This window comes from Nocardiopsis sp. NPDC055551 (genome assembly GCF_053619415.1).
This window is the reverse complement of record NZ_JBSHJJ010000006.1, coordinates 163,024-178,349: the sequence shown is the minus strand read 5'-3', so window position 1 is coordinate 178,349 and position 15,326 is coordinate 163,024. Positions and strand designations below refer to the sequence as shown.

At 70.0% G+C, this 15,326-nt stretch carries 15 protein-coding genes; 7 read left to right on the top strand and 8 right to left on the bottom strand.

The genetic code is table 11. The features are described from left to right. Positions 1-68 precede the first annotated feature (68 nt). Both ACWGSK_RS12925 and ACWGSK_RS12920 read right to left on the bottom strand, forming a co-directional pair. Positions 69-956, bottom strand: a complete 888-nt coding sequence (locus tag ACWGSK_RS12925; RefSeq protein WP_452455891.1) for a 2-hydroxy-3-oxopropionate reductase — start codon at positions 954-956, stop codon at positions 69-71. A gap of 32 nt (positions 957-988) precedes the next feature. Then, the gene (locus ACWGSK_RS12920; protein ID WP_358514221.1) at positions 989-1,786 is read right to left on the bottom strand and encodes a hydroxypyruvate isomerase family protein; all 798 of its coding nucleotides are present in this window, start codon (positions 1,784-1,786) and stop codon (positions 989-991) included. Positions 1,787-2,160: 374 nt separating this feature from the next. On the opposite strand from ACWGSK_RS12920, the gene uraD reads away from it, so the two are divergent. From uraD to alc, 6 genes are all read left to right on the top strand, one after another. After that, a complete protein-coding gene (gene uraD, locus ACWGSK_RS12915) occupies positions 2,161-2,715 on the top strand; it encodes a 2-oxo-4-hydroxy-4-carboxy-5-ureidoimidazoline decarboxylase (protein ID WP_358514223.1) in 555 nt (184 codons plus the stop codon). After that, complete coding sequence (gene uraH, locus ACWGSK_RS12910; RefSeq protein WP_358511984.1) at positions 2,712-3,056, top strand: hydroxyisourate hydrolase; 345 nt, start codon at positions 2,712-2,714, stop codon at positions 3,054-3,056. Before uraD ends, uraH begins: the two co-directional genes overlap by 4 nt. A gap of 183 nt (positions 3,057-3,239) precedes the next feature. Further along, positions 3,240-4,136: a factor-independent urate hydroxylase gene (pucL, locus tag ACWGSK_RS12905; RefSeq protein ID WP_358512123.1), complete on the top strand. Its 897-nt coding sequence runs from the start codon at positions 3,240-3,242 to the stop codon at positions 4,134-4,136. A 341-nt stretch (positions 4,137-4,477) separates the two neighbouring features. Beyond that, on the top strand, positions 4,478-5,971 hold the full coding sequence (locus ACWGSK_RS12900; protein WP_358511987.1) for a nucleobase:cation symporter-2 family protein: 1,494 nt from the start codon (positions 4,478-4,480) through the stop codon (positions 5,969-5,971). A gap of 90 nt (positions 5,972-6,061) precedes the next feature. After that, the gene (locus ACWGSK_RS12895; protein ID WP_358511990.1) at positions 6,062-7,000 is read left to right on the top strand and encodes a LysR family transcriptional regulator; all 939 of its coding nucleotides are present in this window, start codon (positions 6,062-6,064) and stop codon (positions 6,998-7,000) included. Positions 7,001-7,088: 88 nt separating this feature from the next. After that, positions 7,089-8,216: an allantoicase gene (gene alc, locus ACWGSK_RS12890; RefSeq protein WP_358511993.1), complete on the top strand. Its 1,128-nt coding sequence runs from the start codon at positions 7,089-7,091 to the stop codon at positions 8,214-8,216. A gap of 99 nt (positions 8,217-8,315) precedes the next feature. Here the strand turns inward: alc and allB are convergent, their stop codons facing one another. After that, positions 8,316-9,662, bottom strand: coding sequence for an allantoinase AllB (gene allB / locus ACWGSK_RS12885; RefSeq protein ID WP_452455890.1), 1,347 nt, complete (start codon positions 9,660-9,662; stop codon positions 8,316-8,318). After that, a complete protein-coding gene (locus ACWGSK_RS12880; RefSeq protein ID WP_452455889.1) occupies positions 9,659-10,942 on the bottom strand; it encodes a DUF6986 family protein in 1,284 nt (427 codons plus the stop codon). The genes allB and ACWGSK_RS12880 overlap by 4 nt, the downstream gene beginning before the upstream one ends. A gap of 244 nt (positions 10,943-11,186) precedes the next feature. Between ACWGSK_RS12880 and ACWGSK_RS12875 the strand changes: the two genes are divergently transcribed. Then, on the top strand, positions 11,187-11,969 hold the full coding sequence (locus ACWGSK_RS12875; protein ID WP_358512002.1) for an IclR family transcriptional regulator: 783 nt from the start codon (positions 11,187-11,189) through the stop codon (positions 11,967-11,969). A gap of 82 nt (positions 11,970-12,051) precedes the next feature. On the opposite strand, the gene era is transcribed toward ACWGSK_RS12875, so the two are convergent. Genes era through ybeY form a run of 4 tightly spaced genes read right to left on the bottom strand, consistent with a single transcriptional unit; the run spans position 12,052 to position 15,256 of the window. After that, positions 12,052-13,020 (bottom strand): GTPase Era, encoded by a 969-nt coding sequence (era, locus tag ACWGSK_RS12870; RefSeq protein ID WP_452455888.1) that lies wholly within the window; start codon positions 13,018-13,020, stop codon positions 12,052-12,054. Between the two features lie 9 nt (positions 13,021-13,029). Next, complete coding sequence (locus ACWGSK_RS12865; protein ID WP_358512008.1) at positions 13,030-13,374, bottom strand: cytidine deaminase; 345 nt, start codon at positions 13,372-13,374, stop codon at positions 13,030-13,032. Continuing rightward, positions 13,371-14,762, bottom strand: a complete 1,392-nt coding sequence (locus tag ACWGSK_RS12860; protein WP_358512010.1) for a hemolysin family protein — start codon at positions 14,760-14,762, stop codon at positions 13,371-13,373. Before ACWGSK_RS12860 ends, ACWGSK_RS12865 begins: the two co-directional genes overlap by 4 nt. Then, positions 14,759-15,256 carry an rRNA maturation RNase YbeY gene (gene ybeY, locus ACWGSK_RS12855; protein WP_304077739.1) on the bottom strand — a complete coding sequence of 166 codons (498 nt, stop codon included), beginning with the start codon at positions 15,254-15,256 and terminating at the stop codon, positions 14,759-14,761. The genes ACWGSK_RS12860 and ybeY overlap by 4 nt, the downstream gene beginning before the upstream one ends. Between the last annotated feature and the right edge of the window lie 70 nt (positions 15,257-15,326).

Genomic DNA, 15,326 nt, shown 5'->3' with positions numbered 1-15,326 from the left:
CCGATCCCGGGTGGGCCAACACCCGGGGACGACGGCCGCGCCCCGTGTTCTACGGGAGGATCGGTTTCCTACCGGTCGCGGCCGGAGAGCCGTTCGACGATCTTGAGCAGCGCGGAGTGGTCGAGGCCGCCGTGCCCCTGGTTCTTGAGCGCGGCGACGTACTGCGCCACCTGCGACCCGAGCGGGATCGCCACGCCGGCGGCGCTCGCGGAGTCGGTGATGATGCGCATGTCCTTGTCGTGCAGGGCGATGCGGAAGCCGGGCTCGAAGTCGCGCTCGCGCATGCCCTTGCCCTTGCGTTGCAGGACGGTGCTGCCGGCGAGCCCGCCGCCCAGGACCTCCAGGCCGGCCTCGGTCTCCACCCCGTGCGCCTCCAGGAACACCAGGGCCTCGGCGAGGAGCTGGAGATGGCCGGCCACGATGAGCTGGTTGGCGGCCTTGACCGTCTGGCCGGAACCGCTGGGGCCGACCAGGACCGGGGTGGTGCCCAGGACGTCGAAGATCGGTCGGGCCGCGTCGAAGTCCTCCTGGGCGCCGCCGACCATGATGGACAGCTTGGCCTCGACGGCGCCGGCCTCGCCCCCGCTGACCGGGGCGTCCAGGACCCGGAAGCCGCGCTCGGCGCCGGTGGCGGCGAGGGCGCGGGCGACGTCGGGGCGGATGGTGCTCATGTCGATGACGAGCGTCCCGGGCTTGGCGCTCTCGAAGACGCCGTCCGGACCGGTCAGGACGGCCTCGACGTCCGGGGAGTCGGGGAGCATCGTGATGACGACGTCGGCGTCGGCGACCGCGTCGGCGACACCGCCGCCGCGTAGGCCGCCCTCTCCGACCAGAGCGTCGACGCGCTGCGTGCTGCGGTTGTGACCGGTGACGGTGTGACCGGCGCGGACGAGGTTGACGGCCATCGGCAGGCCCATGATGCCGAGGCCGATGAAGGCGATCTTGCGGGCGGACATGGCGGGTCCTTGTCTGTCGGTGTGTGCGCTGTTCACGGGAGCCGGGTGAGGCTTTGGGCGGAGGGGACGGTGGGCTTGTACTCCAGGCCCACCAGGCCCTGGTAGCCGCCGGCCCGGGAAGCGGTGAGGAGTTCGGCGAGGGGGAGTTCGCCGGTACCGGGCTCTCCGCGTCCGGGTGCGTCGGCGATCTGGACGTGTCCGAAGTCGGCGGCGTGCTCGCGCACCACGGCGGCGAGGTCTTCGCCGTTGACGGCGAGGTGGAAGAAGTCGGCGAGGAGGGCGACGTTGTCGGCCCCCGCGGCCTTGGCCCGGGCGACGAAGGCCAGGCCTTCGGCCGCGGTCTTGAGCGGGTAGGTCTCGGACCCGCTGATGGGTTCGACGAGGACCGTGCCGCCGACCTTGGCGACGCCTTCGGCGGCGGCGAGGGTGTTCTCCAGCGCGACGCGGTCCTGTTCGGCCGGGTCGACACCGTCCTGGCGCAGCCCGTAGAGGGCGTTGAAGCCGGTGACCCCCGTGCGTTCGGCGATCTGGACGACGACGTCGACGTTGGCGCGGAACTCGGCGACGCGGTCGGGGTGGGAGAGCACGCCGCGGTCGGGGCCGGGCAGCCGTCCGGCGAAGAAGTTGAGGCCGGTCAGGCGTACGCCGGCGGTGTCGATGGCGGCGACGAAGGCGTCGACGTCGGCCTGCTCGGGGGTGGCGGTCTCGAAGGGCCACCAGAACTCGATGGCGTGGAAGCCCGCGTCCTTGGCGGCCTGAGGGCGTTCGTTGACGGGGAGCTCGGTGAACAGCAGGGAGCAGTTCACCGTGTACCCGAGTGTGTGGCTCATGCGCGGCCTCCAGAAGCTACTTCCACTTTGCGGAAACTACTTTTCACTTTAAGGAATGATTTGAGTGTGCAGCGCCCCACCGAGGCTTGTCAACCACTCTTTCGGCCCCACCCCCACCCCAACGACCGGCCCACCACCCGCGAACAGCAACTTCCCGCGTTCTTCGCGCGAGGACACAGAACCGGGACTTTTTCCCAGAAAGCCCCTTGCCAGTGTTGACAAGGTCACACTGTCATCGTTTAGAGTCCCTTCAATCCGTAATGCGGAATCAGCTATCTGCCCTACGAAACCAAGGTCCGAGCCGCGGGACTCCCCGCCCCGTGGGCCCTGTGCCCCGTGAGCAGGGGGACACCGGCCGGACCCAGGGAGAACACATGCCCGAGACCACCCCGGACACCTCGGGGGCCGTCCCCGAGCCGGGACTGGCCCGCCTGAACCGGCTGTCGAAGGAGGACCTGCGCACCGAACTCGCGCAGTGCCTGGACATCGACCGCTGGGTGGAGGCCGTCGCCACGGAGGCGCCCTTCACCGACCGCGCCACCCTGCTCGCCCGTGCCGACGAGCACGCGCGTGCGATCACCCCCGACGAGGTCGCCACCGCCCTGGCCCGCCACCCGCGCATCGGGGAGAAGGCCAAGGGCGAGAACACCGAAGCGACCTGGTCACGCGGGGAACAGTCCGCGTTCTCCGCCGACACCGACGACGCCTCCACCCGCGTCCAGCGGATCTTCACCTACGCGCAGGGGGAGTACGAGGGTCGGTTCGGGCAGATCTACCTCGTCTGCGCCAGCGGACGCTCCGGCCGTGAACTCCTCACGGACCTGGTCGCCCGCCTGGACAACGACCCCGAGTCCGAACTGGCCGTGGTCGGCGACGAACTGCGCAAGATCGCCGGGCTGCGCCTGGTCAAACTGTTGGAGGCGGCATGAGCCACGTGACCACCCACATCCTCGACGCCGCGCTGGGGCTGCCCGCCCGGAACGTGCCCGTACGTCTGGAGGCGGCCGCCGACGACGCGCGCACCTCCTGGAAACCGGTGGCCGAGGGCCGTACCGACGACGACGGGCGCATCCCCGACTTCGGCCCCGATCGGCTCGACGCCGGGTACTACCGGGTCGTGTTCGACACCGGGTCCTACTTCACCGCGACCGGGCAGAAGGGCTTCTACCCCGAGGTCACCATCGTGTTCGACCTCGCGGACGAGGACGCGCACTACCACGTGCCACTCCTGCTCAGCCCGTTCGCCTACTCGACCTACCGGGGCTCCTAGCCCCGGACCACCGGCCCCGAGAAGGAGGAACACCAGACCGTATCCCCGCCGCACACAAGGCATCCCCCGACTCTTCGAGTGCGTGACAGGTCCTTCCGCATGACCACAGCGGTCCTCCCTCATACGCACAGCGCGCACCGGCGCGAGCGATGAAACGAATCCACACGGATGGAGTTCACCCTGATGGGCATCAGGCTCGGAGACAACCAGTACGGCAAGGCCGAGGTCCGCCTCGTCCACATCAACCGCGACACCGACGTCCACCGGATCAAGGACGTCAACGTCACCTCCCAGCTCCGCGGAGACCTGGAGGAAGTCCACACCATCGGCGACAACGCCAAGTGCCTGCCGACCGACACCCAGAAGAACACCGTCTACGCCAAGGCCCGGGAGTGGGGCGGCGTCGGCGCGATCGAGGACTTCGCCCTTCGACTCGCGCGGCACTTCGTGGACGAGCACGACTACGTGTACGGCGCCCGGCAGGAGGTCCAGGAGTACTCCTGGGACCGCATCACCACCGCCAAGGGCCCGCACGACCACGCGTTCACCCGCCGTGGCGCCGAGACCCGCACCACCGTCGTCAACAAGGACGGGGACAAGGAGTGGGTGGTCTCCGGCTTCGAGGGCCTGACCGTCCTCAAGTCCACCGGCTCGGAGTTCCACAGCTACCCCAAGACCCGGTACACCACGCTGCCCGAGACCAACGACCGGATCCTCGCCACCGACGTCACCGCCCGCTGGCGCTACGTCGGCACCGAACACGACTTCGACAAGGTCTACGCCTCCGTCCGCGGCCTGTGCCTGGAGGCCTTCGCCGAGACGCACAGCCTCGCCCTGCAGCAGACGCTGTACGCGATGGGCAAGGCCGTCCTCGAAGCCCACCCGGAGATCGCCGAGATCCGCTTCTCCATGCCGAACAACCACAACTTCCTGGTGGATCTGTCCCCGTTCGGCCTGGACAACCCCAACGAGGTCTTCTTCGCCGCCGACCGTCCCTACGGCAAGATCGAGGCCGTCGTCGAACGTGACGACGCCCCCGAGGCGGGCGACGCCTGGAAGGCCGTCCCGGGCTTCATCTAGTACCACGTCGAGGGACCACGTCCCCATGATCGCGACGTGCGGGGCCGAGGCGGCACCGTCTCGGCTCCGACCTCGACAGGACTCCCGTTCTCCGGGGCCCGCATGTGCGGCCGGGCCCCGGTCCCTCGTCGGCGTACCCCGCGACCGGTTCATGCTCCCGTCCGCTCCGCCGTCCTGAGGGCACCATCCGAGGACCACCTCGCCTGGCCCACGCTCCAATGGGCCCCGCCGGCCTCAGGCGTACCCGAAATCGGTCCGCCGGGCCGTAGCGACACCACGGATCCCCCGCATCCGCAATCAGGTCTTCCACGACCGCCGATCGCAAAGGCTGGAAACTGGCCATGTCGAACAGTCCGTCCGCGAAGGACTCGGCCACAACGAACGCCACGACCCCCGATCGTCCGGAGGACGAGAAGCTGCCCGTCCGGCTCCTCCTCGTCTACGGGCTCCAGCACATCCTCACCATGTACGCCGGTGCGGTGGCACCGGCCCTCGTCATCGGCAGCGCCGCTGGACTCGCGAACGACCCCGCGGCCATGGGAATCCTCGTCAGCGGCGCGCTCCTGATGGCGGGTATCGCCACGCTCCTGCAAACCGTCGGGCACCGGAAGGTCGGCGCGCAGATGCCGATCGTGGTGGCCTGTTCGTTCGTCCCCGTCAGCGCCATCGCCACCCTGGCCGCCGGGCAGGACGGGGAGAACATGCCCGTCGCCCTCGGCGCGTCCATGGCCGCCGGCGTGTTCGCGCTGCTGCTGACGCCCTTCTTCGGCCAGCTCATCCGCTTCTTCCCCCCGATCGTGACCGGCACGATCATCACCGTCATCGGCATCAGCCTCATGCCGGTGGCCGCCGGCTGGATCATGGACGACACCACCACGGTCCTCGACGACGGCTCCACGGTTCCGGCCGCCCCCATGGCCAACCTCGCCCTGGCCGGGGTGACCCTCGCGGTCATCCTGATCGGTTCCCGCGTGTTCCCCGGCATCTGGGGACGTCTGTCCATCCTCTTCGGCCTGGTCGTCGGCACCCTCATCGCCATCCCCTTCGGCATGGCCGACTTCAGCCGCGTGGGCGAGGCGGACATCGTGTTCAACCCGACCTCGGTGTTCTACTTCGGCGCCCCCGAGTTCGAGGTCGCCGCGATCGCCACGATGTGCGTGATCATGCTGGTGGTGCTCACCGAGGGCGCCTCGCACATCATCGCGGTCGGCGAGATCACCGGTTCCAAGGTCGACGCCAAGCGCATCTCCGCCGGTCTGCGCGCCGACGTGAGCGGCTCCATCATCGGACCGATCTTCAACACCACCCCCACCAGCTCCTTCGCGCAGAACATCGGGTTGCTGGCCCTGACCGGCATCCGCAGCCGTTACGTGGTGGCCACCGGCGCCGGCATCCTGCTGCTGCTGGGCATGTTCCCGATCCTGGGCGGGGTCATGGCGGCCCTGCCGACCCCGGTCCTGGGAGGGGCGGGCCTGGTCCTGTTCGGCACCGTGGCCTCCAGCGGCATCAAGACCCTGACCAAGGTCGACTTCACCAACAACCTCAACCTGATCCTGGTGGCCACCTCCATCGGTGTCGCCATCATCCCCCTGGCCTACCCGACCTTCTACTCCTTCCTCCCCGAGGCCGTCGAGATGATCGCGCACTCGGGCATCATCGGGGCGGCGATCGTGTCGATCCTGTTGAACATCTGCTTCAACGTGATCGGACGACCGGCCTCCGGCCCGCCCTCCGACATCGACCGGGAGGACATCGGCAGCGCCGGTCCGGGCGAGGCCAAGTACTCCGACCACGCCGGGCACGCCTACCGCGACGGCACGACCGACCCGGTCTGATCGACGACCCTCCGGGGCGGGCGCACGGGATCGTGCGCCCGCCCCTCTCTCGTTCCACGGATCCGATTCCGTTCAGCGAAGGTGAATGGTATGCCTGTGAAGGTGACCGACTGGGACCTGCGCAAGCTTCGTGTACTCCGCACCCTCCACGAACGCGGAACCGTCCGGGAGACCGCCGAGGCGCTGTCCATGACACCCTCCGCCGTCTCCCAACAGCTGTCATCGCTGTCCCGACAGGTGGGGGTGGCGCTGCTGGAGGCGCACGGGCGCCGCGTCCGACTGACCGACGCGGCACACGTGCTACTGCGCCACGCCGACGTGGTGCTGGCCCAATTGGAGCGGGCCGAGGCCGAACTGGACGGATTCGTCCGGGGCGAGGCCGGCCGGGTGCGCGTGGGCGCGTTCGCCACCGCCATCCCGACCCTGGTGGTGCCGGCGTTGAGCGCCCTGCGCCGCACCCATCCGCACCTTCGCACACGGGTGCACCAGGCCGAAGCCGCCGAGGTGTACGAACTGCTCTCCGCCGGGGAAGTCGACATCGGTCTGTCCCTGGCCGCTCACGCCCCCGGTGACCAGGACGGACGCTACGAACGAGGCGAGTTGCTGACCGACCCCCTGGACGTGGCGCTGCCCGCCGGGCACCGGCTGGCCGACGCCCCCGCGCCGCACCTGCGCGACCTGTCCGACGAACCGTGGATCTACGGCGCGTCCGGCCCCTGGCGCGACATCACGGTGGCCGCCTGCGCCCAGGCCGGCTTCGTACCCGAGCAGGGGCACGTGGCCTCGGACTGGCGGGCCATCCTCGACATGGTGGCGGCCGGACTGGGGGTGGCCCTCGTCCCACGACTGGCCGCGGCCGACGACGCGCCCGGGGTGGTGCTGCGGACCCCACGGTCGGACCGACCCCGCCGGCACGTGGTGTGGGCGGTTCGCGCGGGTTCGGGCCGACGCCCCCAGATCGACGCGGCCCTGCGCTCCCTTACACGGGTCGCCGAAGAACTGCACAGCACAACCGTTCAGTACAAGTGAACGTATAGATCAAAAAGTTTCGCTGGAAGTTATCGGTCTCCCCTGCCAACCTGGATACGTCCCCACCCACCGACGTGACAGGAGAACCATGAGCGGGGCCCAGCCCTTCGATCCTCGTGACTACAACGCCCGGCCCTACGGCGGAGGTGACCCCTACGCCGACTACAAGAAGACCGAGCTCGACTTCTCCGGCCTGGTCGACCTCGCCGACCGACGTCTGGGCGGCGGCGTGCTCGCGGCCAACGACGAGTTCTTCGCCCAGCGCGAGAACCTCCTCAAGCCCGAACCCGCCTTGTTCGACCCGCACGCCTTCGGGCACAAGGGCAAGGTCATGGACGGCTGGGAGACCCGGCGCCGCCGCGGCGTCAGCGCCGAACGGCCCCACCCCACCGCCGATGACCACGACTGGGCACTCGTCCGCCTGGCGCTGCCCGGCGTGATCAGCGCCCTGAACGTCGACACCGCGCACTTCCGAGGCAACCACCCCACCGAGATCGGTGTGGAGGCCGCCCAGGTGGAGGGCACACCCACCACCGAAGAGCTGCTCGCCGCCGACTGGACCGAGCTGGTGCCCCGCACCCCCGTGTACGGGCACGCCGCCAACGGCTTCGAGGTCACCTCGACCCGCCGCTGGACCCACCTGCGCCTCAAACAGTTCCCCGACGGCGGCGTGGCCCGCCTGCGCGTGTACGGCGAACCCGTCGCCGACCCCGCCTGGCTGGCCGCGCAGGGCGCCTTCGACGTGGCCGCGCTGCTCAACGGCGGTACCGTCGAGGACGCCTCGGACCGGTTCTACTCGCCGCCGGAGAACATCATCGCCCCGGGGCGTTCGCACAAGATGGACGACGGCTGGGAGAACAGGCGCCGCCGCGACACCGGCAACGACTGGGTGCGCTTCCGGCTGACCGCCCAGGCCACCGTGCGCGCCCTGGAGGTGGACACCGCCTACCTCAAGGGCAACGCGGCCGGGTGGATCACCATCAAGGGCCGTGACGCCCGCGGCACCGACCCGGACGCCTGGTTCGAGATCGTCGGCCGAACCCGCCTGGAACCCGACAGTCCGCACCGCTTCGTCCTGGACGCCCCGGTGACCGTGACCCACGTGCGCGTCGACGCGTTCCCGGACGGCGGCATGGCCCGCCTGCACGTCTTCGGCACCCTCACCGAGACCGGTGTGGCCGACCTGGAGTCCCGCTGGAAGGCCACCGGCTCCTGACCACTCGGTCCATCGATGAATCGATGAGGGGAGGGCCCCACCGTTCGTTTCGGTGGGGCCCTCCCTACGTCCGAGGACGGTCTTGCGACCCGAACACGCCTACCGGGTGATCATCCGCCCGTTCACGCTGTCCGCGGTGACCTCGACGCCGCGCAGCAACGTGCGACGCACGCGGCCCTTGAGTTCGGCGCCGTCGTAGGCGCTGACCGGGTTGCGGTGGGCCAGCTCGCCCACGGACACCCGGAAGGACTCCTGCGGGGCGAACACGGCCAGGTCCGCCTGGGCGCCCACCTCGATGGCGCCCCTGCCCCGAACCCCGGCGACCCGGGCCGGCCCCTCCGACATCCACCGCACGACCTCGGCCAGCGGAACCCCGCGGCCGGCCGCCTCGGTCCACATCGCCGACAGACCCAGTTGGAGTCCCGAGACACCGCCCCAGGCGGTACCGAAGTCGCCGGTCTCCAGCTCCTTCAGATCCGGTGTGCTGGGCGAGTGGTCGCTGACGACACAGTCGATCAACCCGTCCCGCAGCGCCCGCCAGAGCAGGTCCCGGTTCGCGGAGTCCCGGATCGGCGGGCAGCACTTGTAGCTGGTGTCCCCCGCCGGGATCTCCTCGGCGACCAGGGTCAGGTAGTGCGGGCAGCTCTCCACCGTGAGCGGCACGCCCTCCCCCTTGGCCTGGGCGATCAGCGGCAACGCGGAGGCGCTGGACAGGTGCAGCACGTGCGCCCGCACCCCGGTACGGCGGGCGGTGTCGATGACCCGGGCGATCGCGGCGTGCTCGGCCTCGTCGGGACGCGAGGCCAGGAAGTCCGCGTACTCGCGCCCGGACGCGGCGGGCGCCGAGTCCAGCACCGTGGGGTCCTCGGCGTGCACGATCAGCCGACCGCCGAAGGCGTGGATGGCGGCGGCCGCCGTGTCCAGGTGTTCGGGGTCCAGGTGCCCGAACTCGTCCACTCCGGAGGGCGACAGGAACGATTTGAACCCGAACACCCCCTCCGCCCACAGGTCGGCCAGGGCGCCGGTGGTGTCGGGTCCGGTGTTCTCGGGAACGGCACCGCCCCAGAACCCCACGTCGACGGCGAGCTTGCCCTCCGCCGCCGCCTTCTTCGCCTTGAGGCCGGCGGTGGTGGTCGTGGGCGGCACGCTGTTGAGCGGCATGTCCACGATGGTGGTCACCCCGCCCAGGGCGGCGGCGCGGGTCGCGCTGGCGAACCCCTCCCACTCGGTACGCCCGGGCTCGTTGACGTGCACGTGACTGTCGACCAGTCCGGGCAGCAGGACCTCGTCTTCGGCCGGCCGCAGCTCACGGCGGGCGCCGACGGCGTGGTCGGTCCCGGGGAGGACGTCGGTGATGCGCCCACCGTCCACCACCACGGTGACGGGGCGCTCCCCTTCGGGGGTGAGGGCGCGGTCGGCCCGCACCACGAGTTCGTGTTCGCTCATCCCTGCTCCTGTCCGACCCGGCGGGTGGCGAGGGCCTCGATGCCGGCGGCGTCGGTACCGCAGGCGTCGACGACCTCGGGCTCCTCCAGGGCACCGCACCGCAGGCCGCGGGCCAGGACGGAGGCCAGCGCCTGGGCGGTGGCCGGTTCGTCCACGACGTTACCGGCGGCGTGGCCGAGGTAGGCCTGCAAGCGCGCCGCCGCGGGGGCGAAGGCCTCGCGGTAGAACGCGTAGGTGGCCAGGTAGCGGATGGGCAGCTGGTTGGGGTGCAGGTCCCAGCCCTGGTAGAAGCCGCGCTCCAGGGAGCGCCGCACCAGCCCGGCGTGCAGACGCCACGCGGAGTGGACCTCCTCGGGGGTGCCGGCGGGCATGATGTTGCTGCCGCCGTCGGAGAGCCACACGCCGGTGCCGGCGGCGGCCACCTGCATGACGGACTTGGCGTGGTCGGCCGCGGGGTGGGCCAGGCTCTGGTGCGCGGCGGTGATCCCGCAGGCCGCGCTGTAGTCGTAGGTGCCGTAGTGCAGGGCGGTGACGCGGCCCTGTCCGGCCTGGATCATCCGGGAGACCGCGACGGTGCCGTCGGGCAGCAGGATCGATTGGGGGGTCTCGATCTGCAGTTCGAAGCGAATCCGCCCCTGTGCCAGGTCCAGGTTCCTCTCCAGGCGTTCGCTCAGCCAGACCATGGCCTCGACCTGCTCCATCGAGGTGATCTTGGGCAGGGTGAGCACGAGGTTGTCGGGCAGGGATCCGTGTTCCTCTAGGAGGGTGCCCAGGAACATGCCCAGGGTGCGCACCCCGCGGTGTCGGCCGGCGGCCTCCATTCCCTTCATGCGGATGCCGAAGTAGGGCGTGGCCTCCCCCTTCGCCAGGTCCGACGCGAAGGCGCGGGCCACCTTGAGCACGTCCCGGTCCTCGGCCTCGTCGCCGGGGCTGCCGTAGCCGTCCTCGAAGTCGGCGCGCAGGTCCTCGATGGGTTCACGGGCGAGTTTGCCGCGGACCAGGGGCAGGGCGTCGGCGACGGCGGCCTCACCGATGCCGGTGGCCGCGGCCAGGTCGGCGGCCTTGGGGGCGAACTCGTCGAGCGCGGCCAGGGCCTTGGCGCCCCAGTCGGCGGCGAGAGCGGCCCCGACCTTGTCGGCGGGGACGTAGACGCTGTGGATCGGCTGGCGGCCGCCCTGATCGCCCGGGTACTCACGGTCCAGGCGGGCGTCGGCCTCGGCGAGCCGGGAGTCGAGTTCGGTGGCCAGGCCGCTCAGGCCGGGTGGGGTGTCACTCGCCACGTGGGGTGTCCTCCTCCGTCTGCGTCACCGGTCTCCACTCGAAGACCGGTCAAGTTTTCTACATGCGGATACTAACTTTTGCAATTCGGAAGAACAAGAGCTCTCGGGCGGCGAAAATCCGTCGCCGAGAGCTTCCCCGCGTGACCGAGAGCGAAAGACACCTTTCGTATTGCAGAATGAGAGCGTGACCGTAGCGGCCCTCAGCATGGGAGCACGACCCTTGTCAGCCTCACAGACCCCCCCTATGGACCAACCCCGCCCCGCCGCGGAGACGGCCCGTCGCCCCGGTGGCGTACAGTCCCTCGACCGTGCCTTCTCCCTGTTGGAGATCATGGCCGAGGCGGGTGGCGAGGCCTCACTGAGTCAACTCGCCGACTCCTCCGGGCTCCCCCTGCCCACCATCCACCGCATCATCCGCACGTTGGTCGGCAACGGCTACGTCCGCCAACTCCCGTCCCGCCGATACGCCCTGGGCCCGCGCCTGATCGGGCTCGGCGACAAGGCCGCCCAGATGCTCGGCACGTGGGCCCGACCCCACCTCGCCCAGCTCGTCGATGACCTCGGGGAGACCGCCAACCTCGCCATGCTCGACGGCGACAAGGTCATCTACGTGGCGCAGGTCCCCTCGCCGCACGCGATGCGCATGTTCACCGAGGTGGGCCGGCGCGTCCTGCCGCACTCGGCGGGGGTGGGCAAGGCCCTGCTGTCCCAGCTGAGCGACGAGGAGGCGCTGGCCACCGTACGGCGCACCGGCATGCCCGCCGCCACCGAACGCACCATCACCGACCCGGACGCCTTCCTCACCGAACTCCACCGCATCCGGGAGGCCGGCTACGCCATCGACGACGGCGAACAGGAGATCGGCGTGCGCTGCGTGGCCGTCCCCGTCAAGGACGCCCCCTCGGGCATGGCCGTCTCCATCTCCGGACCGGAGGCCCGCGTGAGCTGGAAGTTCGTCGACCGGGCCGCACCCATCGTGCGAAGCGCGGCCACGCTCCTGGCCACCGACCTCAACAACCAGTCCTGAGGCACCCATGACGAGGGGCCCTGACCGTTTTCGGTCAGGGCCCCTCGTCATGCTCACAAGTGCCGGCGGAGACCCAAAATGACTAAGTCTGTTGGTCGAATCCCAGCTTGCGCAGCTGCTTGGGGTCACGCTGCCAGTCCTTGGCCACACGCACCCGCAGATCCAGGAAGACCCGCTGCCCCAGCAGACCCTCGATCTGCTTACGGGCCCGCGAACCCACGTCCCGCAGCCGCGAACCCTTGGAGCCGATCACGATCGCCTTCTGGCTGGAGCGCTCCACGTACAAGGACGCGTAGATGTCCACCAGTTCCTTGCCGGGCTTGGTGTTCTCACGCTCGAACATCTCGTCCACCACCACCGCGATGGAGTGCGGCAGCTCGTCGCGCACACCCTCCAGGGCCGCCTCGCGCACCAGCTCGGCCACGAGCATCTCGTCGGGCTCGTCGGTGAGGTCGCCATCGGGGTACAGCGGCGGCCCCTCCGGCAAGTGCGAGCAGAGCACCTCGGCGGCGGTATCAAGCTGGAAACCACTCTGTCCGGACACCGGCACGATGTCGGCCCAGTCGCCCAGCTCGTTCACGGCCATCAGGTGTTCGCCGAGCGCGCTCTTGTCGACCAGGTCGGCCTTGGTCACCATCGCCACCACGGGGGTGTTTCGCTGGGCGGCCAGTTCCTTGGCGATGTAGGTGTCGCCGCGGCCGATCGGTTCGTTGGCCGGCAGGCAGAACACGATCACGTCCACCTCGACCAGCGTGGACCGCACCAGGGAGTCCAACCGCTCCCCCAACAGGGTGCGGGGTTTGTGCAGTCCGGGGGTGTCCACGATGATCAGCTGCGCTTCGGGGCGGTGCACGATCCCGCGCACCGTCCGCCGCGTGGTCTGGGGACGATTGCTGGTGATCGCCACCTTCTGCCCGACCAGCGCGTTCATCAGGGTGGACTTGCCGACGTTGGGTCGGCCCACGAAGCACGCGAAACCGCTGCGGAAACCCTCCGGATAGGTGGGGAGTTCGAGCGGAACACGGAGCTTCTCGAGGTCGAGATCGTTCATGGGTCCTTCTCAGCGCCGGGTGATGCTCGCGGGCACCCCGTCAGGGGCGGCGATCACCAACACCTGGGTCTTCAGGTCGTCCGCCACAGCGCGGTCGTCCTCGGTCAGCTCCTTGGCCTCGGTGACGACCACCGCGGCCTCCAGGGCGGAGGCCTCGCTGGAGACCGCCGCGGCCACGGCGGCCTGGAGCGCGGACAGGCGCAACGAGCTCAACGACACCGTCGTGGCCACGTACGTTCGGCCGGTCTCATCGCGCACCGCGGCGCCCTCGGCGGTCGCGTTGCGTGCCCGGGAGGCGCGCGCGAGCGTGATGAGCTTGGTGTCCTCGGGGTCGAGCCCCGTCGTGTCCGTCACTGGTCCATGCTCCTTACGTTCTCTTCCTTGCCCGCCTCGGGGCCGGAGTCCTCCTCCGGCAGCCGTTCCACCAGGACGGTCGTCATCCGGTTGCGGCGGCTGCTCTTGCCCTCCAGCGTGAGCCTGAGTCCAGCGTATTCGGCCTGGGCCCCTCCGGCGGGGACCCGGCCCAGCACGAACGCGACGAGTCCGCCCACGGTCTCCACGTCCGACACCTCAAGGTCGAGTTCGGGGAAGAGTTCGGCGAGCTCGCCCAGCGGAAGACGGGCGGTCACCCGAACCCGGGATTCGTCCAGACGCTCCACCGGCGGGATCTCGTGGTCGTACTCGTCGGTGATCTCCCCGACGATCTCCTCCACGATGTCCTCGATGGTGACCAGCCCGGCGGTCCCGCCGTACTCGTCGATGGCCACGGCCACGTGGTTGCGCTGCTTCTGCATCTCGCGCAGCAACTCGTCGATCGGCTTGGTGTCGGGGACGTAGGTGGCCTGACGCATCACGTCGCCCGCGGTCAGCGGAACGTCGTCGGCACCGCCCGCGGCGGCCGCCCAACGGTCGCGCAGCCGCTCCACCAGGTCCTTGAGGTAGACGATGCCGACGACGTCGTCCTCGTCCTCACCCGTGACCGGGATGCGCGAGTAGCCACTGCCCAAGGCGAGGGTGAGCACCGCGTCGGCGTCGGCCTCGCGCGCGGTGAAGACGATGTCGGGCCGGGGCACCATCACCTCGCGCACGGAGGTGTCGTCGAGCTTGAACACGGAGTGGATCATCTGCCGTTCCTCGGCGTCGATGACCTCACCCCGTTCGGCCAGGTCCACCAACTGCCGCAGTTCGGTCTCGGTACTGAAGGGTCCCTCTCGGTCGCCCTTGCCGCGCGGGGTGAGCGCCCGGCCCGCCCCCACCAGCAGCCGGGCCAGGGGACCCAGCACGACCTGTACCGGGTGGATGATCGCGGCACTGAACCTGGCGACGGGTCCGGCGAACTGCCGGCCGAGGATACGCGGGGTGACGGCGATCAGGACGCACTCCACCACGATCATCACGACGGCGGTCAGAATGATCGCGGGCCAGCCGATGCCCAGCAGGAACACCATGCCGATCCCGGCGGCCAGGACGGCGCACACCTCGCACACCACACGCAGGAACAGCAGCATGTTGAGGTGCGCGGTGGGGTCCGCGGCCACCCGTTCCCAGGCGGGACTCGCCTTGACCGCCCGCTCGCCGTAGGTCGCCTCCATACCGACCGCCACCACGCGGGTGACGGCGACCTCGGCGGCCACGAGAAGTCCGGCCAGCGCTGTCAGCACCAGCGCGACGACCAGGGCCAGCGCCCATTCCCAGGGTTCCCCGGTGCTCACCGGTGCCAGATCGGGCCAAAGCGCGCTCATCGTGCGGTCTCGTCCCCTTCGAGCTCTTCCTTCCGCGCGGCCTCACGCTCGCGCCAGGAGGCCAGGATCTCACCCTGGAGCCCGAACATCTCCTTGTGTTCGTCGGGCTCGGCGTGGTCGTAACCGAGCAGGTGCAGGATGCCGTGGGTGCACAGCAGGTCGATCTCGGCCTCGGTGCCGTGTCCGGCCTCCTCACCCTGGCGTTCGGCGACCTGCGGGCAGATGATCACGTCACCGAGCACGCCGGGGTCGCTGGTGCGGCCGGGGCCACCGGGACGCAGTTCGTCCATGGGGAAGGAGAGCACGTCCGTGGGTCCGGGCTCGTCCATCCAGCGCACGTGCAGGTCGGTCATCGGCCCTTCGTCCACCAGCACGACGGAGAGTTCGGCCAGCGGGTGGACGCGCATGGCGTCGAGCACGTGCCGGGCGAGGCGGGAGAGCCTCTCCTCGTCCATGCCGGAGACGCCGGACTCGTTGGCGACGTCGATACTCATCGAATGCGGGTGCCTCACTTGATCGGTGGTGGTCGGCGGGGCGACCCGCCGGGCGTTCTCGCGACAACGC

What these genes read in the sequence shown, in the direction of transcription:
- ACWGSK_RS12925 (WP_452455891.1), bottom strand. Translation starts at nt 956, where the DNA reads ATGTCCGCCCGCAAGATCGCCTTCATCGGCCTCGGCATCATGGGCCTG.
- ACWGSK_RS12920 (WP_358514221.1), bottom strand. Translation starts at nt 1,786, where the DNA reads ATGAGCCACACACTCGGGTACACGGTGAACTGCTCCCTGCTGTTCACC.
- uraD (WP_358514223.1), top strand. Translation starts at nt 2,161, where the DNA reads ATGCCCGAGACCACCCCGGACACCTCGGGGGCCGTCCCCGAGCCGGGA.
- uraH (WP_358511984.1), top strand. Translation starts at nt 2,712, where the DNA reads ATGAGCCACGTGACCACCCACATCCTCGACGCCGCGCTGGGGCTGCCC.
- pucL (WP_358512123.1), top strand. Translation starts at nt 3,240, where the DNA reads ATGGGCATCAGGCTCGGAGACAACCAGTACGGCAAGGCCGAGGTCCGC.
- ACWGSK_RS12900 (WP_358511987.1), top strand. Translation starts at nt 4,478, where the DNA reads ATGTCGAACAGTCCGTCCGCGAAGGACTCGGCCACAACGAACGCCACG.
- ACWGSK_RS12895 (WP_358511990.1), top strand. Translation starts at nt 6,062, where the DNA reads ATGCCTGTGAAGGTGACCGACTGGGACCTGCGCAAGCTTCGTGTACTC.
- alc (WP_358511993.1), top strand. Translation starts at nt 7,089, where the DNA reads ATGAGCGGGGCCCAGCCCTTCGATCCTCGTGACTACAACGCCCGGCCC.
- allB (WP_452455890.1), bottom strand. Translation starts at nt 9,662, where the DNA reads ATGAGCGAACACGAACTCGTGGTGCGGGCCGACCGCGCCCTCACCCCC.
- ACWGSK_RS12875 (WP_358512002.1), top strand. Translation starts at nt 11,187, where the DNA reads ATGGACCAACCCCGCCCCGCCGCGGAGACGGCCCGTCGCCCCGGTGGC.
- era (WP_452455888.1), bottom strand. Translation starts at nt 13,020, where the DNA reads ATGAACGATCTCGACCTCGAGAAGCTCCGTGTTCCGCTCGAACTCCCC.
- ACWGSK_RS12860 (WP_358512010.1), bottom strand. Translation starts at nt 14,762, where the DNA reads ATGAGCGCGCTTTGGCCCGATCTGGCACCGGTGAGCACCGGGGAACCC.
- ybeY (WP_304077739.1), bottom strand. Translation starts at nt 15,256, where the DNA reads ATGAGTATCGACGTCGCCAACGAGTCCGGCGTCTCCGGCATGGACGAG.